23 protein-coding genes are annotated in these 24,650 nt (G+C 37.5%); 10 read left to right on the plus strand and 13 right to left on the minus strand.

The features are described 5' to 3' along the window. Nucleotides 1–102: 102 nt before the first annotated feature. The 5 genes from thiD (at nt 103) to CD152_RS11350 (ending at nt 3,661) form a co-directional block, all read left to right on the plus strand. A complete protein-coding gene (gene thiD, locus CD152_RS11330; protein WP_103214802.1) occupies nt 103–933 on the plus strand; it encodes a bifunctional hydroxymethylpyrimidine kinase/phosphomethylpyrimidine kinase in 831 nt (276 codons plus the stop codon). Between the two features lie 244 nt (nt 934–1,177). After that, nucleotides 1,178–1,534, plus strand: a complete 357-nt coding sequence (locus CD152_RS11335; protein ID WP_099482401.1) for a YojF family protein — start codon at nt 1,178–1,180, stop codon at nt 1,532–1,534. A 13-nt stretch (nt 1,535–1,547) separates the two neighbouring features. Next, entirely contained in the window at nt 1,548–2,210 is a 663-nt protein-coding gene (gene bshB2 / locus CD152_RS11340) for a bacillithiol biosynthesis deacetylase BshB2 (protein ID WP_015912345.1), read from the plus strand. Between the two features lie 13 nt (nt 2,211–2,223). Next, nucleotides 2,224–3,102, plus strand: a complete 879-nt coding sequence (folE2, locus tag CD152_RS11345; protein WP_101141167.1) for a GTP cyclohydrolase FolE2 — start codon at nt 2,224–2,226, stop codon at nt 3,100–3,102. A 1-nt stretch (nt 3,103) separates the two neighbouring features. Beyond that, nucleotides 3,104–3,661 carry a sugar O-acetyltransferase gene (locus CD152_RS11350; protein ID WP_111626117.1) on the plus strand — a complete coding sequence of 186 codons (558 nt, stop codon included), beginning with the start codon at nt 3,104–3,106 and terminating at the stop codon, nt 3,659–3,661. A gap of 16 nt (nt 3,662–3,677) precedes the next feature. Here CD152_RS11350 and CD152_RS11355 read toward each other — a convergent pair whose 3' ends face one another. Further along, a complete protein-coding gene (locus CD152_RS11355) occupies nt 3,678–4,547 on the minus strand; it encodes a Cof-type HAD-IIB family hydrolase (protein ID WP_101039966.1) in 870 nt (289 codons plus the stop codon). 54 nt (nt 4,548–4,601) lie between these two features. Then, a complete protein-coding gene (gene tadA / locus CD152_RS11360) occupies nt 4,602–5,096 on the minus strand; it encodes a tRNA adenosine(34) deaminase TadA (protein WP_101171272.1) in 495 nt (164 codons plus the stop codon). Between the two features lie 72 nt (nt 5,097–5,168). On the opposite strand from tadA, the gene CD152_RS11365 reads away from it, so the two are divergent. Continuing rightward, nucleotides 5,169–5,768 carry a deoxynucleoside kinase gene (locus CD152_RS11365; protein WP_101039970.1) on the plus strand — a complete coding sequence of 200 codons (600 nt, stop codon included), beginning with the start codon at nt 5,169–5,171 and terminating at the stop codon, nt 5,766–5,768. 1 nt (nt 5,769) lies between these two features. Continuing rightward, nucleotides 5,770–6,426 carry a deoxynucleoside kinase gene (locus CD152_RS11370; protein ID WP_015912351.1) on the plus strand — a complete coding sequence of 219 codons (657 nt, stop codon included), beginning with the start codon at nt 5,770–5,772 and terminating at the stop codon, nt 6,424–6,426. Between the two features lie 48 nt (nt 6,427–6,474). Here CD152_RS11370 and CD152_RS11375 read toward each other — a convergent pair whose 3' ends face one another. The 5 genes from CD152_RS11375 to CD152_RS11395 all read right to left on the minus strand — a co-directional run bounded on the left by CD152_RS11375 (nt 6,475) and on the right by CD152_RS11395 (nt 11,964). After that, entirely contained in the window at nt 6,475–7,167 is a 693-nt protein-coding gene (locus CD152_RS11375) for an HAD family hydrolase (protein WP_101141169.1), read from the minus strand. A gap of 89 nt (nt 7,168–7,256) precedes the next feature. Then, nucleotides 7,257–8,291, minus strand: a complete 1,035-nt coding sequence (locus CD152_RS11380) for a PTS transporter subunit IIC (protein WP_232237431.1) — start codon at nt 8,289–8,291, stop codon at nt 7,257–7,259. Nucleotides 8,292–8,382: 91 nt separating this feature from the next. After that, nucleotides 8,383–9,453: a branched-chain amino acid aminotransferase gene (locus tag CD152_RS11385; RefSeq protein ID WP_101171271.1), complete on the minus strand. Its 1,071-nt coding sequence runs from the start codon at nt 9,451–9,453 to the stop codon at nt 8,383–8,385. A gap of 193 nt (nt 9,454–9,646) precedes the next feature. After that, nucleotides 9,647–10,600 (minus strand): NAD-dependent epimerase/dehydratase family protein, encoded by a 954-nt coding sequence (locus CD152_RS11390; RefSeq protein WP_101141175.1) that lies wholly within the window; start codon nt 10,598–10,600, stop codon nt 9,647–9,649. A gap of 173 nt (nt 10,601–10,773) precedes the next feature. Further along, nucleotides 10,774–11,964: a glycine C-acetyltransferase gene (locus tag CD152_RS11395; RefSeq protein WP_101141178.1), complete on the minus strand. Its 1,191-nt coding sequence runs from the start codon at nt 11,962–11,964 to the stop codon at nt 10,774–10,776. 162 nt (nt 11,965–12,126) lie between these two features. Between CD152_RS11395 and CD152_RS11400 the strand changes: the two genes are divergently transcribed. The 3 genes from CD152_RS11400 to CD152_RS11410 are packed head-to-tail and all read left to right on the plus strand — an operon-like array spanning nt 12,127 to nt 15,630. After that, a complete protein-coding gene (locus CD152_RS11400) occupies nt 12,127–13,305 on the plus strand; it encodes an amidohydrolase (RefSeq protein ID WP_101171270.1) in 1,179 nt (392 codons plus the stop codon). Continuing rightward, nucleotides 13,280–14,458 carry a M20 metallopeptidase family protein gene (locus CD152_RS11405; protein ID WP_103214803.1) on the plus strand — a complete coding sequence of 393 codons (1,179 nt, stop codon included), beginning with the start codon at nt 13,280–13,282 and terminating at the stop codon, nt 14,456–14,458. The genes CD152_RS11400 and CD152_RS11405 overlap by 26 nt, the downstream gene beginning before the upstream one ends. Further along, nucleotides 14,458–15,630, plus strand: a complete 1,173-nt coding sequence (locus CD152_RS11410) for a M20 metallopeptidase family protein (RefSeq protein WP_101171268.1) — start codon at nt 14,458–14,460, stop codon at nt 15,628–15,630. Before CD152_RS11405 ends, CD152_RS11410 begins: the two co-directional genes overlap by 1 nt. Before the next feature lie 52 nt (nt 15,631–15,682). Here the strand turns inward: CD152_RS11410 and tuf are convergent, their stop codons facing one another. From tuf to rpoC, 6 genes are all read right to left on the minus strand, one after another. After that, on the minus strand, nt 15,683–16,870 hold the full coding sequence (gene tuf, locus CD152_RS11415) for an elongation factor Tu (protein ID WP_086039297.1): 1,188 nt from the start codon (nt 16,868–16,870) through the stop codon (nt 15,683–15,685). A 144-nt stretch (nt 16,871–17,014) separates the two neighbouring features. After that, a complete protein-coding gene (gene fusA / locus CD152_RS11420; RefSeq protein ID WP_101171267.1) occupies nt 17,015–19,096 on the minus strand; it encodes an elongation factor G in 2,082 nt (693 codons plus the stop codon). A 108-nt stretch (nt 19,097–19,204) separates the two neighbouring features. Next, the gene (gene rpsG, locus CD152_RS11425; RefSeq protein WP_015912362.1) at nt 19,205–19,675 is read right to left on the minus strand and encodes a 30S ribosomal protein S7; all 471 of its coding nucleotides are present in this window, start codon (nt 19,673–19,675) and stop codon (nt 19,205–19,207) included. A gap of 109 nt (nt 19,676–19,784) precedes the next feature. Beyond that, entirely contained in the window at nt 19,785–20,204 is a 420-nt protein-coding gene (gene rpsL / locus CD152_RS11430; protein ID WP_015912363.1) for a 30S ribosomal protein S12, read from the minus strand. A gap of 86 nt (nt 20,205–20,290) precedes the next feature. Beyond that, nucleotides 20,291–20,548: a ribosomal L7Ae/L30e/S12e/Gadd45 family protein gene (locus CD152_RS11435; RefSeq protein WP_041636216.1), complete on the minus strand. Its 258-nt coding sequence runs from the start codon at nt 20,546–20,548 to the stop codon at nt 20,291–20,293. A gap of 405 nt (nt 20,549–20,953) precedes the next feature. Further along, nucleotides 20,954–24,565 carry a DNA-directed RNA polymerase subunit beta' gene (gene rpoC / locus CD152_RS11440; protein ID WP_103214804.1) on the minus strand — a complete coding sequence of 1,204 codons (3,612 nt, stop codon included), beginning with the start codon at nt 24,563–24,565 and terminating at the stop codon, nt 20,954–20,956. Nucleotides 24,566–24,650: the final 85 nt, after the last annotated feature.

A 24,650-nucleotide genomic window follows, 5' to 3' on the forward strand; every position in this document is an offset into this window, starting at 1 on the left:
ATTCCATACTATACACCTCATATATATTATAAATATATCATTTTGAATTAAACGTATTCATGATATGATATTAACAAACAAACAAGAATAGGGGAAATGAAAATGAGCTTAAAAAAGATTTTAACAATTGCTGGTTCTGATACAAGTGCTGGAGCTGGTATGCAAGCTGACTTAAAAACTTTCCAGGAATATAACACATACGGTATGGTGGCTTTAACCGCTGTAGTCGCAATGGATCCAGAAACTTGGGCCCATGATGTTACACCGCTGCCAATTGAATTATTAGATAAACAAATTAAAACTGCATTATCTATCGGCCCTGATGCCATTAAAACAGGTATGTTAGGAACTGAAGAAATCATCCAGCGTGCGGCCAAAGCTTTTGAAGATTCTGATGCTGCGTATTTCGTAGTGGACCCTGTTATGGTATGCAAAGGGGAAGATGAAGTGCTTAATCCTGGCAACACGGATGCTATGATTAAATATTTATTACCACTTGCTACAATTGTGACACCGAACTTGTTCGAAGCAGGTCAATTATCTGGTTTAGGTAAACTAACAACAATCGAGCAAATGAAAGAAGCTGCTGGAATCATTCACCAACGTGGTGCAAAACACGTTGTCATCAAAGGCGGAAAAGCTTTAGAATCTGATGAAGCATTAGATTTATATTACGATGGCGATACTTATACATTACTGACAACTGATAAATTCCAATCATCATATAATCACGGTGCAGGTTGTACATTTGCTGCTGCTACAACAGCAAACTTAGCATTAGGTAAATCTCCACGTGAAGCGGTAATTGCTGCTAAAGGATTTGTCGCATCAGCAATTAAACACGGATGGAAAATGAACGAATTTGTAGGACCAGTACAGCATGGTGCTTACAATAATGTTGAGAAGATTGAAGTAACAACGAAAGAAGTGTAATAAAAAGGTTGTGACATGAGTAATATTACGAAAAGATGGCAGGAAATGTTCTTTGTTTCCAGTCATCTTTTTTGATTTAACTCGTGTCTGCTCGTGAAACGCCATCAATTCGAGCATAAAGCATTCTACATATGGATATCACTCAGTTTTTTTGCGCCTTTTTTTCTTATGCAAGCTCAAAAGGTATAATTTTTACAATTTATTTAGTAAAATAGTCTAGTATAAACTTTGAGGAGTAATGAAGATGGAATTAATCGAAAAACAACAAGTACAGGAGCTATTGAATCAATTTCAAGAGAAACCTGTCTATTTACATGTAGAAACAACGAATGGTGCTTATGCAAGTCACTTTGATCAAAAAGTGTTCAATGCAGGTACATTCTTACGTAATATTCAAGTATCATATATTCAAGGGATTATTACTGGCGGCGGAAAAGAGCCTTTCCGTGTTGGTTTAAAATTGAATGGCGGTTGGATTTACGTGCAAGGTTTAACACATTTTGAAATTGATGAAGAAGGCCGTTTTTTAATGGCTGGTTTAAACTATCAAGGTCAGCTTGCTGCAGCGCTTGAAATAAGCGAAACGCCATTTGAGGTTTAAGGGGGAAATGATGATGGAACAAGAAAGACAAGTGCTCGTAATCTTCCCTCATCCGGATGATGAAGCATTCGGTGTATCAGGTACGATTATGAAACATATAGATGCAGGTACGCCAGTTACTTATGCATGCTTAACGCTAGGGCAAATGGGGAGAAACCTAGGTAATCCGCCATTTGCAACCCGTGAATCATTACCAAAGATTCGTGAGAAAGAATTAGAAGAAGCTTGTCGCGTGATGGGAATTACCGACTTACGCAAAATGGGTTACCGTGATAAAACGTTAGAATTTGAATTATTAGACGACTTAGTCGACATGGTAACAGGATTAATCAATGAATTGAATCCTTCAAAGATCATTTCGTTCTATCCCGGTTACTCTGTACATCCAGACCACGAAGCTACAGCAGATGCAGTAGTTGAAGCGGTGCGTCGTATGGAAGGTGAAAAGCCTAGATTACATTTAGTCGCTTTCAGTAATGATACTGTTGAGAATATCGGAGAACCGAATGTTGAATATGATATTACGGGATATGAGGAAAGAAAGATGAATGTATTAGGTGCACATGCTTCGCAAACAGGACCAATGCTAGAAAATTTAGCGGCAAATACACAAGAAGCAGAAGCGGCAAAAGATATGTGGCTTCGAAAAGAACGCTTCTACGAATACGAAGTTTAATTAGGAGAATGAGATGGATCAATATAATTTAAATACACGTGAAGGTCGATGGAAACATTTCGGTTCGGTAGACCCTATTAAAGGGACTAAACCTACTGAGAAAGAAAAGATGACAGACCTGCAAAGTTCGAAAAAAGATTTTTTATTTGAAATCGATCATGTAGGTATTAAAAATTTAACATATCCCGTCCGACTGGATGGTTATCAGACAGCAGGAACATTTAGCCTATCTACGCATTTAGCTAAAGATGAAAAAGGCATTAATATGAGCCGTATTTTAGAATCCGTTGAAGCCCATTATGACAATGGTTTATCGCTTGATTTCGATACATTAAAAACAGTATTAATTACTTTACAGACAGTAATGTATCAAAAAGATGCGACTGTTGATGTAGATGCAAAATGGTTCTTTGACCGTTTCAGTCCAGTAACAAACCTACGTGCCATCGGACATGCTGATACACGTTTTTCTATGACAGTTGAAGGTGATACGACAGTTAATAAATCGTTAACATTGACTGCAATGGTAACAACACTTTGCCCATGCTCTAAAGAAATCAGCGAATACTCTGCTCATAACCAACGCGGTATCGTGACAGTTAAAGCTGACTTTGCACCAGAAGGTGAATTACCAGCAAACTTCAAAGAACGCATCTTAGAAGCGATGGAAGTTAACGCTAGTTCAATGTTATACCCAATATTAAAACGTACAGATGAAAAATCAGTAACGGAACGTGCATATGAAAACCCACGTTTTGTCGAAGATTTATTACGATTAATTGCAGCTGATTTAGTAGAACTTGATTTCGTTACAGGTTTTACAATTGAATGTCGCAATGAAGAATCTATTCATCAGCATGATGCGTTTGCGCGTTTGAGCTATAATAAATAATATGCTTACTGAAAAAGAAAAGATGCTACAAGGTGCTATGTATAATCCTTCTGACGTACAACTTGCACACGATAGAATGATTTCAAAACTTATGACACGTCGTTACAATAATCTACTAGAAAATGAAGTAAATGCTCGCTGCAAACTTATTAAAGAAATCTTCGGAACCACGGGCGAGCACATTCATGTCGAAGCGAATATACGTGTTGATTATGGCTATAATATTCACGTAGGTGAAAACTTTTATTCAAATCATGATTTAACGATTTTAGATGGTGCGTCAGTTACAATTGGCGATAACTGTATGATAGCTCCAGGTGTGCATATCTATACAGCCACTCATCCGATTGATCCTATTCAACGCAATAGCGGTTTAGAGTATGCAAAGTCGGTTGTGATTGGTGATAATTGCTGGATTGGTGGACGCAGTATCATTAATCCAGGTGTAAAGATAGGTAATAATGTCGTTATCGCGAGCGGTGCAGTTGTAACAAAAGATATACCAGATAATGCTGTCGTTGCAGGCATTCCTGCAACAGTAATCAGGCAAATAAAATAAGCAGCCAGACGGCTGCTTATTTTATTTCTCCATTCATAACTTGCATAATTGCGCGTCCTACACCACTTTCTTCATTATCCCCAGCCATATATCTAGCAATCTTTTTAACTTCCTCTGCTCCATTTGACATAGCAAATGAATATCTGGCACGTTCTAACATCGAAATATCATTTAAGTTATCTCCAATGGCCATCACTTCATCCATAGTGATATTCAGTTTTTCACATATAGATTCCAAAGCAATTCCTTTTTGTGCATTAGTATGCGTAATTTCTATATTTCCTCTTGATGATGAAGATATTGCTAAACTATTATACTCAGCAAGTTCAGTCTTTGCTGCATCTATCTTTGACAAATCACTAGAGAATGCCAGAAATTTCAGAACAACTTCGCCCTCACGTTGATATATTTCTTCATAGCTATCAACTTCCTTTAAAGAACCGTTATCTATACGCTTTTGTATTGATTTACGAATCTTTTCAACGTCTGGAGTATGCCCCATTTTCTCCGCAATATCTAAGTAAATTTCAAGATCCTTCTCTTTATCCTCAGTATAGATACGGGCACTTGTATATACTTGATAGTATAGATGATGTTTTTTAAGTATTTCTGTGATGAGCCCAATCTGTTCATCACTAATCTTAGAAGTATAAATTATATTGAAGGCTTCGTCACGTACTTCGGCACCATTCAGACAAATAAAAGGGACTTTAAGTCCAGTCGGTTTCACAGGCGTATTCGCTTCATAAAATGCACGTCCTGTCGCAATAGCCACCGTGACACCTTTCGACTGTGCATATTTAATCGCTTGAATATTTTCTTCTGAGATTTCATGCGCACTATTCAATAACGTACCATCCATATCTGTTGCGATTAGTCTAATCATCATTTCATCTCCTATCATTAGTACATATAGTGTATCAAATTCAGTGACTTTTATCTAAAGATGTCCCTCTTCAAGTTTCTTATTCTTCTCGAGTAATTTATTATTTCTGAGTGTTTTAAAGAAATCTTTGAGTAACATACTACACTCATCATGTTTAATACCTGCAATTACTGTTGCCTGATGATTGAATCGCGATTCATGCAACAAGTTCATGAGCGATCCACTACAACCACCTTTTGCATCATGGGCACCATATACGACAGTCGGAATCCTGCTCATTACAATCGCCCCACTACACATTACACAAGGTTCAAGCGTCACATACAATACACATTCCTCTAAACGCCATGAGCCAATATTTTTACTTGCTTCATTTATTGCAACAACTTCTGCGTGCATCAATGGATTTTGTGACGATTCTCGTAAATTATGTCCACGTCCAATAACTTCCCCATGCTTTATAACGACTGCTCCAATAGGTACTTCATTGATTTTATATGCTTTTTTTGCTTCATCAATCGCCATCTGCATAAAGATTTCATGATTCATTTCTTCATCCGCCTTATTCGTTTTATGGTACAATACAAATACTATTTTATTTTAACATTTGAGGAGAGAAATATGGCACCTTTATTTATAGCGATAGAAGGACCGATCGGTGTCGGCAAAAGTTCACTGACTAAGAAACTATCATCCACATTAAATTTAACCCCTATCTATGAAATCGTTGAAGAAAATCCATTCCTATCTGATTTTTATGAAGATATTGATAAGTGGAGCTTTCAGACAGAAATGTTTTTCCTATGCAACAGATATAAGGTTTTAACAGAATTATCAAATGATATATCTGCAGTCAGCGATTATCATATTCTAAAAAATAAAGTGTTCGCAAACAACACTTTGAATGAAAAAGAGTACAGGATGTTTGAAGACATCTACGATATATTGACACGTGAAGTTCGTAACCCTGACATTACTGTGTTTTTAACCGCTGACCTAGAGGTACTGAAACAGCGTATTCAATTACGTAATCGCGACTTTGAATCTCATATCGAAGACGATTATTTAATAAAGTTAACCGAAGATTATAGACGTGTATATGAATCAATGAAACATGATCATCAGACGTTACTTATCGATACAAGCGATATGGACTTTGTAAACAATGCAGCAGATTATGAGCATATCGTACAACAAATAAAAGATATTATAGGAGCTTAATATGTATACAATCCCTAATGATGCAATCATCACTATCGCTGGTACTGTCGGAGTCGGAAAAAGTTCGTTAACAAAAGCACTGGCTGAGAAGCTAAACTTCAGAACTTCTTTTGAAAAAGTAGATAACAATCCTTACTTAGAAAAATTCTACAATGATTTTGATCGCTGGAGCTTTCATTTACAAATCTATTTTCTTGCAGAACGTTTTAAAGAACAAAAACGCATGTTTGAATATGGCGGCGGTTTTATTCAGGACCGCTCAATCTATGAAGATGTAGATATCTTTGCTAAGATGCATGAAGAAGGCGGCACGATGACGAAAGAAGACTTCGCAACTTATTATCAGTTGTATGAAGCAATGGTAATGACGCCATATTTCCCGCAACCCGACTGTTTAATCTTCTTAGAAAGCGATTATGAAGATGTGATCAATCGTATCGCGGAACGTGGTCGTCAAATGGAAATCGAAACAGATGAAGCTTATTGGCGTGCATTATACGCACGTTACGTCGAATGGATTGAAAACTTCAATGCATGCCCTGTCGTAAGAATTAATATCAATGAATATGATGTATATGGTGACATCGATTCACTTGATCCAGTGATCGAGAAGATTGCTAAAGTGATCCACACACATCGTGCAATCCATAAAAGATAAATATAAAAATGGTACGGTAAAACATTACCGCACCATTTTTATATTGGTTTATAACCCTAACCTATCAACAATCTCAGCCACACTATTTAATACTATATCCGCATTTCGCAAATCTTGTGCATCGCCAGAGCCTGATAATACGCCTATGATTTTTCTGACTTCAGCATTCTGACCAAGTTCAACATCCATCTCAGTATCTCCTACCATCATCGTATTCTCCTTGGCAATATTTAAGTCATCCATTATAAGCTGTAACAATTCTTTTTGTGGTTTATGATAATCTGATGAATCGCTCGTGATAATCTTATCGAAATATTCACGAAGACCATATTTGTCTATAAATAAATCCATCGATGCAGTGTCATCGGCTGATACGATAGCAAGAAGGTAACCTTTATCATGTAGATATTTCAATGTTTCCTGAACACCTTCAATAATTTCGATGTCTTCCGCTTCATTGTCAGACGTTGCATGTTCAATCTTTTTAAGTAACCAGCTGGCCATTGCATCACCATTCGGAAGCTTTTCTAAACTGGATACGATTGTCTTTGTCGTTTTTGCACGAAGCAATTCATCAACTTGACCTTCGACAATACCGAAAGCATCCTTTATTTCAGATTTTGGCACATGGATATTTGTGCGTATTGAAAATTCATTAATCAAGTCATCTGCTAACTTAACCATTGGGTGTCCTAATTTCATTAATGTCCCATCTTTATCAAAAATGATCAATTTCATCATAATCTTGCTCTACTCCCTAACTTCGCTTTTATTATTTTTCACCGTTTCACGTAAAAATATCTCACTCTAAATTGAGTGAGATATTTTGTTTATTTGATTTCTAAAGCTAAATCCCCAGCCTTCACATGATTAAAACGTCGTGCAACACCGTAGTGTAATACATACGTTACGACAAGCGGCAGAAAGACGCCTGCAATCATAAACTGTGTAAATGCGACAATGCCTTGATCATTTAAAATCTGCATCGGTGCGATGAACCCGCATAAACCGATCCCACCAATTTCATAAGGTACGCCCAGCTTAAACCATAGAATCGCAACAGGTCCACTGACAGCAGCTGCGACAAGAGGGGCAATCGTAATTTTAGGATTATTTACAATGTTCGGGAACTGAACCTTAGGTGTACAAACGAGTTGTGCCAAGAAGCCGCCTAGATCATTATCCTTTAACCCCATAGCTGTGTATCCGACGAATTGTGCTGAGATTCCAACGAGTGCTGCCGCTGAAGATGCTGGATCAAGTTGTAAGACAATAACCAGTGCTGCTGAAGATGCTGGTGTCATTACAATAACTGCAAATACAAGTGCAATTACTACAGATGAGATAAGTGGTTGTCCTTCTACAGATTGAGCAATTGATTTCGAAATAACGACTAATGCAGGTTCCACAATGCGCGCTAGATAATAACCTACTACACTACCAGCAAGCACTGCAGATACTGGCACTGCCATCATATCGAGAATGGTCTTTCCGGTCACTTTCTTACCCACATAAGTTGCTACGATTGCACCGATAATTGCACCGATAGGCAGTCCTGTCTGGATTGTAAAAGCTCCATCTACTTCTTTCAGTGCATTACCACCGATTGTTGCAGCAACCATAGCAGAAACTAATGTAATTCCATTTGCGCCCAAACTATAAGCGATAGCTCCTCCTAGTGCAGGTGCTAAAATTAACATCGAAATCGTACCGAAAAGAACTAACAAATCAATATGTAATAATCCCCCCATTGACTTTAGTAACATTCCTACCCCGAGCGCTACAAAGATTCCTGCTGAGATACCTTGTGCCCCTTTTTCGAATCGATCTTTAAAATAGTCTTTTCTACTCATCTCATGTTTCATAATCATTCACTCCTATTTTATTTTTTTACATAATATGACCTTCTTTATCGTTACAAATATGAATATCCATAGTTGAACCACTCCTTAATAATTATTCTGCTAATACACACCATCCAAAAGGATCTTCTTTAGAACCACTTTGAATACTAGTATAAGCACTATATAGTTCTTCGGTAATTTTACCTGTATTGCCATCGCCAATCGTTAATACATCCTCTTTATATTTAATCTCGCCAACAGGTGAGATTACGACTGCTGTTCCTGCACCGAATACTTCTGTTAAACTACCATTCTTTACACTATCCACAACTTCCTGAATACTAATGCGTCGCTCCTCCACTTCGTACCCTAGATGCTCTGCAAGCTCTAAAATAGATTTACGTGTAATACCCGGTAATATACTGCCATTCAGTTCAGGTGTGACGAGTTTATTATCGATAACAAAGAAAATATTCATACTTCCTACTTCTTCAATATAAGCCTGTTCTAAACCATCCAGCCACAACACTTGATCATAGCCTAATTTTTCAGCTCTAGACTGTGCTATTAAACTCGCAGCATAGTTTCCTGCTGCTTTAGCAAATCCTACACCACCTCTAACAGCTCTAACATATTCATCTTCGACATAGATTTTCGTTGGTGATAGTTGTCCGCCACCATAATATGCACCGACCGGAGATAAAAGAACGAGAAATTTATAGTTAATGGCTGGTCGTACACCGAGGAAAGGTTCGTTCGCAAATACAATCGGTCTAATGTATAAAGATTGACCTGCACCATTTGGAACCCAATCTTTTTCAAGTTCAACAAGTTGTTTGAGCGCTTGCACCATTTCTTCAACATCTATCTGTGGTATTTCTAAACGCTCACATGATCGATTCATTCGTTTAAAATTTTGATCAGGTCGAAATAACTGAACACCATGTTGCGTCTTGTAAGCTTTCAGCCCTTCAAATACTGCTTGGCCGTAATGAAGTACTTGTGAAGCAGGACTCATAGAGATCTCTTGATAAGGTATTATTTTTTTATTATGCCAACCTTCTTCATTTGAGTAATCCATTGAAAACATATAATCTGTAAAGAATTTACCAAATCCTAAGTTTTCAGGATCAGGTTTTTGTTGTTTGTGCATTCGTTCTTCCACTTCAAATACTACTACCATTTCATCCAATCCTTTCAAAATCTATTATTAATGTCCCTTAGTATAACAACTCCAAATTCGATTTTCAATAAGTTTTTAGAAAATTCTAATTCTTTTATACAATTAAAACGCTTTCATTATTCAGTTAAAAAAATCCAAAGAGATGGGTAGCTAATACCACACATTTCTTTGGATTTTTTATAAGATTCATCAATTATTTATTTTCTTTTAATTTAATTGCATTTAACATTTCCTTCGTCATTGCATCTAAATCAAACTTAGGATCAAATCCCCACTGTTTCTTTGCTTCTGTTGCATCAATTGAATCTGGCCAGCTTTGTGCAATACCCTCACGCACCGGATCCACATCATAATCAAGTTCGAAGTCTGGCACTAATTTACGAATGCTTGCAGCAATCATTTCCGGATCAACGCTCATTGCAGTAACATTAAATGCATTACGGTCTTTTAGGTTTTCAGAAGGTGCTTCCATCAACTTAATGATTGCATCAATCGCATCATCCATAAACATCATATCCATGAAAGTACCACTGTTTATGTATGAAGTATATTTACCTTCACGAATTGCTTTGAAGTAAATCTCTACTGCATAATCAGTTGTACCACCACCTGGTTCTTTAACATGCGAGATAAGTCCTGGGAAACGTACCCCACGCGTATCTACACCAAAACGGTGGAAGTAATAGTCACATAATAGCTCACCAGAAACTTTATTTACACCATACATTGTTGTAGGACGTTGAACTGTGACTTGCGGTGTGTTGTCAGCTGGTGTGCTTGGTCCAAAAGCACCAATCGAAGATGGCGTAAAGAATTGCATATTATATTTACGTGCAACTTCCAATGCGTTAAGTAAGCCACCCATATTTAAATTCCATGCAAATACTGGATCCTTTTCAGCTGTTGCGGATAAGAGTGCTGCCATATGCATAATCGTATCGGCATTAAAGGCTGAAGCTAACTTATCCATACGCTCAGCATCCGTTACATCTAGTTCTTCAAATGGCCCTTCTAATACTTTAGCACCTGCTTCAGGACGACGCAAATCAGTAGCTAATACATTATCCATCCCATAGATTTCTCTTAATTTTAATGTTAATTCTGTACCGATTTGACCCAAAGCACCAGTAATCATAATCTTTTCCATTTCATTCTCCCCTTATACATTTGTTTTCTCCAAACGTACAAATTATTAATATATTAAGTATTACCCCTTGATTTTACATTAGAAACGCTTACATGTCCACGATAAGAGTACATTCATTTTCTTTTGTATATGAAAATATATAAAAAGGCTAGAGTTACACTCTAGACTTTAAACTATTTAATAATATTTAATTCTTTTCCTACTCGCTCATAGATTGCTAACGCTTCATCAAGCATTTCTTTCGTATGTGCTGCTGTCGGCATGTTACGCACACGCCCTGTTCCACGTGGCACTGTTGGGAAAACGATAGATTTTGCATATACGCCTTCTTGCATTAAACGTCTAGAGAATTCTTGAGTTGTCTTCTCATCACCAATAATACATGGTGTAATCGGTGTTTCAGAATGACCGATATCAAAGCCCAATTTTTCTAATCCTGCTTTTAAGTAGTCTCCATTTTCCCATAATTTATCATGTAATTCTGTAGATTCCATAATTATTGTTACTGCTTCCGTAATCGCACGTGTATCGGCAGGTGCAAGAGAAGTAGAGAATAAGAATGGTCGTGAAGCCACTTTTAACCAGTCGATTAAATCTTTAGTTCCTGCTACATATCCACCTACTACCCCGATTGCTTTAGATAATGTACCGATTTGGAAGTCAATCTTATCTTGAAGACCAAAGTGCTTAACTGTTCCTGCCCCTTTACCCATAACACCTGATCCATGTGCATCATCTACGTATGTAATTAATCCAAATTCTTCAGCAATTTCTACGATTTCAGGAAGCTTTGCAACATCTCCATCCATTGAGAAAACGCCATCAGTAATATACATTACTTTATTATATAGACCAGACTCAACCGCTTCCTTTGCTTTCATACGTAAATCAGCCATATCTGAGTGATTAACACGAATAATCTTCGCTTTTGATAAGCGACAACCATCAATGATTGAAGCGTGGTTTAATTCATCAGAAAGAATTGCATCATTTTTATCCATTACTGCGCTAATAGCAGCCATGTTACAGTTAAAACCAGATTGATATGCAATCGCAGCTTCTGTACCTTTGAACTCTGCTAGTTTCTCTTCTAATTGCACATGTAAGTCTAAAGTACCATTAATCGTACGAACTGCGCCCGCGCCTACACCATGAGAATCTAACGCTTCTTTAGCAACTTTCTTTAAACGCTCATGTGTTGCTAGTCCTAAATAGTTATTAGAAGATAGATTGATAAGTTCTTTACCGTCAATCTTAATTTTAGCACCATTTGGTCCTTGTACTACATTAATTTCATTGTATAAACCATTGTCCTTTAGTTCGTCTAAACGTTCCGTTAAGAATGATTGTAAAGCTTTAGTCATAAATTGACACCCCTTTTCATTTTCACTATCATCATAACACAACTATTTTAGGAGTTCTAATGAACTTGCTATTGAAAACTTGCATACAAAAAAAGTTTAAATATTCTAAACTTTTTGATACACTAGAAATATTAAATTTTTTTTGGAGTAAGGAGCGTTGAAATGGACATTGAACAATTAATTGCTAACGATTTTGATAAGATGGTGGAGGTCAGAAGATATCTTCATCAGCATCCTGAAATTAGTTTTCATGAAGAAAAGACATACGCATATATATTAGATTCTTTAACTCACCTCAAACATTTCAAAATTAGAGAACATGTGGGCGGTAAAGGTATTGTAGCAAACATATCAAATGGAGAAGGTCCGTCTATCGCTCTACGTGCGGATTTTGATGCATTGCCGATACAAGACCAGAAAGATGTAGCTTACCGCTCTAAAAATGATGGCGTTATGCATGCTTGTGGACATGACGGACATACTTCAATTCTACTCTCTGTTGCAAGACTTCTAAATTCAACTTATGAATTAATAACGGGGTCGGTCACGCTAATTTTTCAATTTGCTGAAGAAGTCGCTCCAGGTGGTGCACATGATATGGTAAATGACGCAGCGCTAGCTGGTGTTGATAAAGTTTATGGTAATCATCTATGGTCTCCTTATGAACAAGGTGCTATCTATTCAAGAAAAGGTGCTTTAATGGCTAGTCCAGATACGTTTCATATTACTGTCCAAGGAAAAGGAGGTCATGGAGCTCACCCCGATACAACAGTAGATGCCATTGTTGTTCTAGCCGAACTCATTATCAATTTGCAGACAATCGTTTCACGTAATGTGCCTCCTACTGAACAAGCTGTTCTGACAATAGGTAAAGTCGTCGCAGGCGATACTTTTAACGTCATCAGTGATAGCGCTTATTGTACAGGTACAGTACGGACTTTTAACCCAGAAGTTAAAGCGTTGATAAAAACAGCAATGGATAGAGAAATAAAAGGCATTACCGCAGCTAAAGGAGCAGGTTATACATTCGATTATATTGATGGCTATCCTGCAGTAATAAATGATACGCAATCGGTAGAAGTCATACAGCGCGCTGCACAACATGCAGGGATTGAATATAAAGAAACTGAGCAATTAATGATCGGTGAAGACTTTTCATACTATATACAGCATAAACCAGGCGCATTCTTTTTAACTGCAGCAGGAAATAAAGCAAAAGGGATTACCGCTCCTCACCATCATCCTCTCTTTGATTTTGATGAACAAGCTATGATTGATGCTGTAAAGTTATTCCTACTTATATTAAAAGAGGAGCATGTGTATGATAACATTAGTCAATAAATACTATGATGAATTAGTAGCAATAAGACGACATTTGCACATGCATCCAGAGCTCTCTTTCCAAGAAGAAAAGACACCTGAGTATATCGCAGCATTTCTTGAGGAGCAAGGTATTACAGTAGAACGTAATGTCGGTGGTAGAGGAGTTGTCGGACGGTTAATCAAAGATGAATCTCTTCCGACGCTTGCGATACGTGCAGACTTTGATGCACTACCAATACAGGACGAGAAAGATGCACCTTATAAATCACAAGTCCCTGGTGTGATGCATGCTTGTGGACATGATGCACATACAGCCGTACTTATGATTACGGCAAAGATTCTCGCAAAGAACTTTGATAAAATAAACGGCAATCTTGTTTTTATACATCAGCATGCTGAAGAAGTAGATCCTGGTGGTGCAATACAAATGATTGCAGACAATTGTTTAAAAGGGGTAGATGCTATCATCGGACAGCATGTCTCTAGTGATCTAGACGTAGGAAAATTAGGCTATAAATACGGGACTGCAACCGGAATACCTGATGATTTCTGGATTACAATAAAAGGGAAAGGTGGACATGCAGCTCATCCTGACACTACGATTGATCCTGTGGCTGCTGCTATCAGACTGTGTAATGATCTTCAATATATAGTTTCACGTAAAACAAGCGCGACTACACCTGCTGTCATCTCGGTAACACAACTACAAGCCGGAGACCAAAATAATGTCATCCCTGATAGTGCTAAAATAGCCGGTACCATAAGAACATTTGACCCGACAACACAAAAGTTGATGATAGATGAATTAAAAAGATGTCTTGAAGGACTTGTTACTACGATGGGTATTACCTATGACCTTAAATATAGTAAAGGCTATCCACCCGTAGTAAATACTACCAATGAGACTGACCTTATTGTTAATGCTGCTAGAAAGATAGAAGATATCGAGGCACTTGTCGAACTAAAACCTTCTCTTGGCGGAGAAGATTTCTCTTATTATTTACAACGTGTTCCGGGTTCTTTCTTCTATACAGGAACACGTAACGAAAACTTTAAAGCTGATTTCCCGCATCATCATCCGAAATTTGATATTGATGAGAAAGGCATGCTCAATGCAGTTAAAGTATTTTTACAAGCTACTGAAGACTTTTTCAACAAGGAGGATAAATAATGAACTGGATAGATGAGGTCATTAACTATAAAGAAGAACTTATAGAAATTAGACGTTACTTACATATGAACCCGGAACTCTCTTTTCAAGAAAAAAATACTTCTAAATTTATAGAAGATTATTTAACTGAACTTAATATTCCAGTAGTAACAAATGTCGGAGGCTATGGCCTATACGGCAAACTTTCGGGACAAAGCGATGGACCAACAGTATTACTCAGAGCAGACTTTGATGCATTGCCAATTAATGACCAAAAAGATGTTCCTTATCGCTCACAAGTGCAAGGGGTAATGCATGCATGTGGTCATGATGGGCATACTGCGATGTTACTAATTACTGCGAAAATTTTAAAGAAATATGAATCCGAAATTAAAGGGAATGTCGTATTATGTTTCCAGCATGCTGAAGAAGTACTGCCTGGCGGTGCAAAGTCCATGATTGAAGCTGGGATATTAGAAGGTGTAGACTTCGTGTTTGGTACACATTCATCTAGCAGTATGGAAACCGGTGATGTCGGCTTTATTACAGGACCATCATACGGTTATGCAGATTCTTTGAAGATTACTATACAAGGAAAAGGTGGGCATGGTGCGACCCCCCATGTAACACATGATTCTATCGTAGCAGCAAGTCATTTAATCTCTCAGCTTCAGACAATTATATCACGTAGCGTAGATCCTATTGAGACAGGCGTTGTAACTATTGGTGAGTTTAAAGGCGGAGATGCGTTTAACGTTATTGCTGATCGTGTTACATTAACAGGTACAGTACGTACATATAAAGAGGAAATCAAAAATATAATTATTCAGCGATTGCATGAAATTTCTGAAGGAATAGAAAAAAGCTTTAATGTGAAAATTAATCTTGAATACACCCATGGATATCCTGCACTTATCAATAGCGAGAAAGAAACATTATGGCTCAAGAATATTGCTGAAAATATACCATCCATCAATAATGTTGTTACTACCACCCCTAGTTTAGGTGGTGAAGATTTCGCTTACTTCTTAAAAGAACGTCCGGGATGTTACTTTAATACAGGAGTAAAAAACACGTCAATGCAAGCAGATTATCCTCATCATCATCCAAAATTTGATATGGATGAAAACGGTCTGTTAAATGGTCCCAAAATATTCTTAGCACTCATTGAAAAAATGAACGAACTAAAATAAAAAAGCTATGAGGCGTGCCTCATAGCTTTTTCTATATCACAAAATGTGATAATTATTTTTCGATTACAGATACAACGCCTGATCCTACAGTACGTCCACCTTCACGAATTGAGAAACGAGTTCCGTCTTCAATCGCGATTGGAGAAATTAATTCAACGTTCATTTCGATGTTATCTCCAGGCATTACCATTTCAGTACCTTCTGGTAAGTTAACTACACCAGTTACGTCAGTTGTACGGAAGTAGAACTGAGGGCGGTAGTTAGTGAAGAATGGAGTATGACGTCCACCTTCTTCTTTAGATAATACGTAAACTTCAGCTTTGAATTTAGTATGTGGAGTAATTGAACCTGGTTTAGCTAATACTTGTCCACGTTGTACGTCTTCACGAGAAACACCACGTAATAAAGCACCGATGTTATCTCCAGCTTCAGCGTAATCTAATAATTTACGGAACATTTCTACACCTGTAACTGTAGTTTTTGCTGGTTCTTCAGTTAAACCAATGATTTCAACTTCTTCACCAACTTTAACTTGTCCACGCTCAACACGTCCAGTTGCAACTGTACCACGACCAGTGATTGAGAATACGTCCTCAACTGGCATCATGAATGGTTTGTCAGAATCACGTTCTGGAGTTGGGATGTACTCATCAACTGCGTCCATTAATTCCATGATTTTGTCTTCGTATTCTTCAACGCCTTCTAATGCTTTTAAAGCAGATCCAGCGATTACAGGTACATCGTCACCAGGGAAGTCATATTCAGATAATAAGTCACGAACTTCCATTTCAACTAATTCTAATAATTCTTCATCGTCAACCATGTCAACTTTGTTCAAGAATACTACTAATGCTGGTACACCAACGTTACGTGATAAAAGGATGTGTTCACGAGTTTGTGGCATTGGACCGTCAGCAGCAGATACTACTAAGATACCACCGTCCATTTGAGCAGCACCAGTAATCATGTTTTTAACGTAGTCCGCGTGACCTGGGCAGTCAACGTGAGCATAGTGACGTTTTTCAGTTTCATACTCGATGTGTGAAGTATTGATTGTGATACCACGTTCTTTTTCTTCAGGTGCGTTATCGATTTGGTCGTAAGAACGAGCTTCTCCACCTAATTTTTTTGATAAAACAGTTGCGATAGCAGCTGTTAAAGTAGTTTTACCGTGGTCAACGTGACCGATTGTACCAATATTGGCATGTGTTTTCGAGCGATCAAATTTTTCTTTAGCCATTTTGAAATCTCTCCTTAGTTTTAAGTTAATAGTATTTATTACTCATGAGGGATTCTCACCCTCATGAGGGAATTCATAATTCATTTATAAAACATTTAGTGATAAATTGCAATATATTAAGCACGAATGCACAATAAATACGGATTATTCACCTTTGTTTTTCTTAATGATATCTTCAGCAATTGATTTAGGTACTTCTTCATAGTGATCAAATACCATTGAGTAAGTACCGCGACCTTGCGTATTAGAACGTAAGTTAGTCGCATAACCGAACATTTCTGCTAATGGTACGAATGCACGAACAACTTGAGCGTTACCGCGAGCTTCCATACCTTCAACACGTCCACGACGGCTTGTTACGTCACCCATAATATCTCCCATATATTCTTCAGGCATTACGATTTCTACCTTCATCATAGGTTCTAAGATTACAGGATTACATTTTTTAGCAGCTTCTTTAAGTGCTAATGAAGCAGCTACTTTGAAAGCCATTTCAGATGAATCGACATCATGGTAAGAACCATCGAATAATTTCGCTTTAACATCGATTAATGGATATCCAGCTAATACACCGTTTTCCATTGCATCTCTAAGACCAGCTTCAACTGAAGGAATATATTCACGAGGAATTACCCCACCGACGATAGCATTTTCGAATTCGAATCCGCCACCGACTTCGTTTGGTGAAAATTCAATATGAACGTCACCATATTGTCCACGACCACCAGATTGACGTGAGAATTTACCTTGAACTGCAGCAGCTGTTTTGAACGTCTCACGGTATGATACCATTGGCGCCCCAACTGTTGCTTCAACTTTAAATTCACGTTTCATACGGTCAACTAGGATATCTAAGTGTAACTCACCCATACCACCGATGATAACTTGTCCAGTTTCAGGGTCAGTATGTGCATGGAATGTTGGATCCTCTTCTTGTAATTTAACAAGAGCATTTGTCATTTTATCTTGGTCAGCTTTAGATTTAGGCTCAACAGATAAATGAATAACAGGCTCTGGGAATTCCATTGATTCTAGGATAACTTGGTTTTTCTCATCACATAAAGTGTCACCAGTTGTAGTGTCTTTTAAACCTACTGCAGCAGCGATATCACCAGAGTAAACTGTTGAAATCTCTTCACGTGAGTTGGCATGCATTTGTAAAATACGTCCAACACGTTCACGTTTACCTTTAGTAGCATTTTGTACATACGAACCTGAGTTTAATGTACCAGAATATACACGGAAGAATGTTAATTTACCAACGAATGGGTCTGTCATAACTTTAAACGCTAATGCAGCGAAAGGTGCTGAATCATCAGGTTTAGCTATGATTTCTTCATTTTCATCATCAGCAGCATGACCAATGATTGGTTTAACATCTAATGGTGATGGTAAGTACTCAATTGCAGCATCAAGCATTAATTGAACACCTTTGTTTTTGAATGCAGTACCAGCTAATACTGGATAGAATTCAACGTCACAAGTCGCTTGACGGATTGCCGCTTTCAGTTCATCAACTGAAATCTCTTCTCCACCTAAGTACTTCTCCATTAAATCTTCATTAACATCAGCAACTGCTTCAATTAATTGTTCACGCATTGCTTCAGCGTCTGCTAAATGCTCTTCAGGAACTTCAGTAACTTCAATATCTGTACCCAAATCATTTGTGTAAGTGTAAAGTTTCATTTCAACTAAATCAACGATTGCGTTGAATTGATCTTCAGCACCAATTGGCATTTGAATAGGATGTGCATTTGCTTGTAATCTGTCATGTAACGTGCCTACTGAGTAATTAAAATCCGCACCAGTTTTATCCATCTTATTGATGAATACGATACGAGGTACTCCATAAGTCGTTGCTTGACGCCATACAGTTTCAGTTTGTGGTTCAACACCTGATTGTGCATCAAGTACTGTAACCGCACCATCAAGTACACGTAATGAACGTTCAACTTCAACAGTGAAGTCTACGTGTCCAGGTGTATCGATGATGTTGATACGATGGCCATTCCACTGAGCTGTTGTAGCAGCTGAAGTGATTGTGATACCACGTTCTTGTTCTTGTTCCATCCAGTCCATTTGTGAAGCACCTTCATGTGTTTCACCAATTTTATGGATACGACCAGTATAATAAAGAATACGTTCAGTAGTCGTCGTTTTACCAGCATCGATGTGAGCCATGATACCGATATTACGCGTGTTCTTCAAAGAGAATTCTCTTGCCATGGGTATTCTTTCTCCTTCCAGGATTGGTTTATTTTATAGAAAGTATAGCCTAACAGTCACGTATAGACAGCAAGCTGCCAAATGTGACCGGAAAGGCTATAATTCATCTTACCAACGGTAGTGAGCAAATGCTTTGTTTGCTTCCGCCATTTTATGAGTATCTTCACGCTTCTTAACAGCACCACCAGTGTTGTTAGCAGCATCTAAGATTTCATTAGCTAAACGCTCTTCCATAGTTTTCTCACCACGAAGACGTGAATAGTTCACTAACCAACGTAAACCTAGAGTTGTACGACGCTCAGCGCGAACTTCTACAGGTACTTGGTAGTTAGAACCCCCAACACGACGAGCTTTAACTTCTAATACAGGCATAATATTGTTGATTGCTTCTTCGAAAACTTCCATTGCATCACGACCAGAACGTTCTTGAACTAAATCGAATGCATTGTATAAGATTTTTTGAGCAGTACCACGTTTTCCGTCGATCATAATTTTATTGATTAATTTAGTAACTAATTTAGAATTATGAATTGGATCTGGTAATACGTCTCTTTTTGCAACAGGACCTTTACGAGGCATATTAATATCCTCCTTTCTTCAGTATATTTTTTTGATTGTTTCATGTCTAGTAAGAAGATAACTTTTACACAAACGAAATATTCTTAATAGAATTCATCATTTATAATGCTTATTTTTTCTCTTTAGGTTTTTTAGCACCGTATAAAGAGCGTCCTTGCATACGGCCGTCAACACCTGAAGTATCTAATGCTCCACGTACAATATGGTAACGTACCCCCGGTAAATCTTTTACACGACCTCCACGAATAAGTACTACACTATGTTCTTGTAAGTTGTGTCCGATACCAGGAATATAAGCATTAACTTCGATATTATTTGATAAACGCACACGTGCATATTTACGTAATGCTGAGTTAGGTTTTTTAGGTGTCATAGTTCCTACACGAGTACAAACACCACGTTTTTGTGGAGATGCTAAATCTGTAGCTTTTTTCTTATGACTGTTATAACCTTTGTTTAATGCAGGTGCAGTTGATTTTTTAACTTTAGAAGTTCTTGGCTTTTTAACTAATTGGTTAATAGTTGGCATTCTAAATGTCCTCCTCTCTCTTCTTTAATTCCACACATCCAGGTGGTTCATTTTTAAGGTAAATAAAAATTTGTAAGAATACCGCCTTACAAAGCGGGTTTCAAGTGTGCAACCACTGTTGCCCTAACTTGAATTCCATATTGCTTTCCCAGTGTTTCTTTTGATTCACTGAATTCAATAGGTATTTCTTGCTGGTATGCTAGTAATAGCACATTAGTTAATAAGTGGATTTCAGTGTTCTGTGCAATCACAATGTGATCGACAGTTCCTTTCCTAAGTGACTTTAACGTCTCCTTAAGTCCCACAACATATTGACTAGAGTGCATAACTTTTTCATTAGACATTATTATCCTCCAAAGCTATAAAGCTACTCATCAACCTAAATAATATTACCATCTTTTAAACCTTACGTCAACTATATAAAAATAACATTTAAAAAAATCATTTGAATGTTACGAATACGTTATAAGATCGGTAACAATTCTTCTATAATCGATAGTTCCATAAGGTTGTTCTCTTACATTTTTCATAGTATCTGGAATCAATACTTCTCTTTTATGAGTAAAGATTGGCACCATATATTCCCTTAATAATGTCGTCTTTTATAAGGATCTTGAGTTTTAATTGTACTTTACTTAATTTATTTTTCTACATTTTTTGCATTATAGCATATTATTCAAAATTTAAGTAACTTTTTACTTCTTAAAAATATAAAAAAGACGAGACACAAATGTCTCGTTTTCTTTCAATTAATTATTAACAGTTGTTTCTTCAGTTTCTGGTACAACCTTATCATATTCAACGTCTCTGTAACGTCTCATACCTGTACCAGCTGGAATCAATTTACCGATAATAACGTTCTCTTTAAGTCCGAGTAAGTCATCTCGCTTACCTTTAATTGCTGCATCCGTTAACACACGTGTTGTTTCCTGGAATGAAGCTGCTGATAAGAAACTTTCTGTCTCAAGAGAAGCTTTCGTAATACCAAGTAATACCGGCTTCGCTGTTGCTGGGTGTTTTCTTTCTTTAAACACTTTTCTGTTCGCATCTGTAAATGTATGAATATCTACTAATGCTCCTGGTAAAAGATTCGTATCTCCTGCTTCGATAATACGTACTTTACGTAACATTTGACGCACCATTACTTCAACGTGTTTATCAGAAATTTCTACCCCTTGCATACGGTAAACTTTTTGTACTTCTTTAAGTAGGTAACTTTGAGTTGCATTTAAACCTGCAATTGCAAGTAACTCTTTAGGCTCAATTGAACCTTCAGTCATTACTTCACCACGCGCGATTTTCTGACCGATTTCAACTTTAAGTCTTGCGTTACCAGGCGCTAAGTACGTACGTACTTCATTTTCGCCTTTAACTTTAATTTCTTGCATACGATCTTTTACGATATTAATATCGATGATTTCACCGTTAATTTCAGAAATTACAGCTTGACCTTTTGGATTACGCGCTTCGAATAACTCTTGAATACGCGGCAAACCTTGAGTGATATCGGCACCGGCTACCCCACCTATATGGAACGTACGCATTGTAAGCTGTGTACCAGGTTCACCGATAGATTGTGCAGCAATTGTTCCAACTGCTTCACCAACTTCAACTTTTTCACCTGTTGCAAGGTTTTTACCGTAACATTTTTCACATACACCGTGACGTGTATTACAAGTAAATGCTGAACGGATGTGCATTTCTTCAATGCCTGCATCCACGATTGATTTCGCGATTTCAGGTGTGATTAATTGGTTAGATTGAACTAATACTTCTTTTGTTTCTGGATGTCTAACCGTCTCTCTTGAATAACGGCCTTCAAGACGTTCGATAAATGGTTCAATAAGTTCTGAACCTTCACGAATCGCTGATACCAGTAATCCACGGTCTGTACCACAATCTGGTTCACGAACGATAACATCTTGCGCTACGTCAACAAGACGACGTGTTAAGTAACCAGAATCGGCTGTTTTAAGTGCTGTATCGGCAAGACCTTTACGGGCACCGTGTGTCGAGATAAAGTATTCTAATACTGTTAAACCTTCACGGAATGATGATTTGATCGGTAACTCAATGATTCGACCAGATGGGTTGGCCATCAGTCCACGCATACCTGCTAACTGCGTAAAGTTAGATGCGTTACCACGGGCACCAGAATCACTCATCATGAAGATTGGATTTAAATCATCTAAAGAGTTCATTAACTTAGCTTGAATATCATCTTTTGCTTTTGTCCAGATTTCGATAACAGCCGCATAACGTTCGCTCTCAGTAATTAAACCTCGTGTAAACTGCTTCGTTACTTTATCTACTTTTTCTTCTGCAGCATCAATGATTTCCTGCTTATCTGGTAATACTACGATATCAGATACACCTACAGTAATACCTGCACGTGATGAATACTTAAATCCTAAGTCTTTCATTCTATCTAACATCATTGAAGTATCTGTTATATGGAACTTATTAAATACTTCTGCAATGATCTGACCTAAGAATTTCTTATTAAACGGTTTAACAAGTGGAGTTTCATCCAATAATTTAAGTAGTCCTTCTTCAGTAATATCAGTTGCATTGATAAAGTATCTGTCTGGTGTTCTTGTTTCTAAGTTAGATAAAGATGGTTCATTAATATATGGGAAAGATTCCGGCATAATTTCATTGAATATTACTTTACCAACAGAAGTTAACAATAACTGTTTATTTTGTTCGTCTGTAAATGTAGGATTGTTAAATGATCCTGCATAAACGGCGATTCTTGAATGTAAATGAACATAACCATTAACATAAGCCATGATAACTTCATTTGCGTCTTTAAAGATTTTACCTTCACCGATAGAACCTACACGTTCTAATGTTAAGTAATAGTTTCCAAGTACCATATCCTGAGATGGTGTAACTACTGGCTTACCATCTTTCGGGTTTAAGATGTTTTGTGCTGCTAACATTAACATACGTGCTTCAGCTTGTGCTTCTTTTGATAAAGGCACGTGAACGGCCATTTGGTCACCATCGAAATCGGCATTGTAAGCAGTTGTTACAAGCGGGTGAAGACGAATTGCACGTCCTTCAACTAATGTTGGTTCAAACGCCTGGATACCTAGACGGTGAAGTGTCGGTGCACGGTTTAACAGTACTGGATGTTCACGAATAACATCTTCTAACACATCCCATACTTCTGCTTCCATACGTTCAATTTTACCTTTAGCATTCTTAATGTTTGTAGCAATTTCACGTTCAACAAGTTCTTTCATAACAAATGGCTTAAATAATTCAAGTGCCATCTCTTTAGGAAGACCACATTGATACATCTTTAAGTTAGGTCCTACTACGATAACCGAACGACCAGAGTAGTCTACACGTTTACCAAGTAAGTTTTGACGGAAACGACCTTGTTTCCCTTTAAGCATATGTGATAAGGATTTTAATGGACGGTTACCTGGTCCAGTTACTGGACGGCCACGACGACCATTATCGATTAATGCATCAACTGCTTCTTGTAACATACGTTTTTCGTTTTGAACGATGATGCCAGGTGCACCTAAGTCTAATAAACGTTTTAAACGGTTATTACGGTTAATCACACGACGATATAAATCGTTCAAGTCACTTGTCGCAAAACGTCCACCATCTAATTGAACCATCGGACGAATTTCAGGTGGGATAATCGGTAATACGTCTAAAATCATCCATGACGGATCATTTCCTGAGTTACGGAATGATTCTACTACTTCAAGACGTTTAATTGCACGTGTTAAACGTTGACCAGTTGCAGATTCTAGTTCTTCACGTAACGAACGTAACTCCTGATCTAAATCGATATCAAGAAGTAAATCTTTAATTGCTTCAGCACCCATTTTTGCAGTAAATTGACCTGGGAATTTATCATAATATTCACGATATTCTCTTTCAGATAATAACGTTTTCTTCTCTAGACCCGTTGGACCTGGTTTAATTACCGCATAAGAAGCAAAGTAGATGACTTCTTCTAAAGAACGTGGTGACATGTCTAGCAATAATCCCATACGTGATGGAATGCCTTTAAAGTACCAAATATGTGATACAGGTGCTGCAAGTTCAATATGACCCATACGTTCACGACGTACTTTTGATTTTGTTACTTCAACGCCACAACGGTCACAGACCATACCTTTGTAACGTACACGTTTATATTTCCCACAGCTACATTCCCAGTCTTTTGTCGGACCGAAAATTTTCTCACAGAATAAACCATCTCTTTCAGGTTTTAATGTACGGTAGTTAATTGTTTCTGGCTTTTTAACTTCACCGAAACTCCAAGAACGGATTTTTTCAGGTGAAGCGAGACCTATCTTCATGTAATGAAAGTTATTTACATCAATCAAAGCCCTACCTCCTTAGTATATTAAAAATTTTTATATATCATAATGAAATTTAGAGATGATTCAGCCTCAGCTGAATCATCGGTTA

It is taken from the genome of Macrococcoides caseolyticum (genome assembly GCF_002902665.1).
GTDB classification, from domain to species: domain Bacteria; phylum Bacillota; class Bacilli; order Staphylococcales; family Staphylococcaceae; genus Macrococcoides; species Macrococcoides caseolyticum.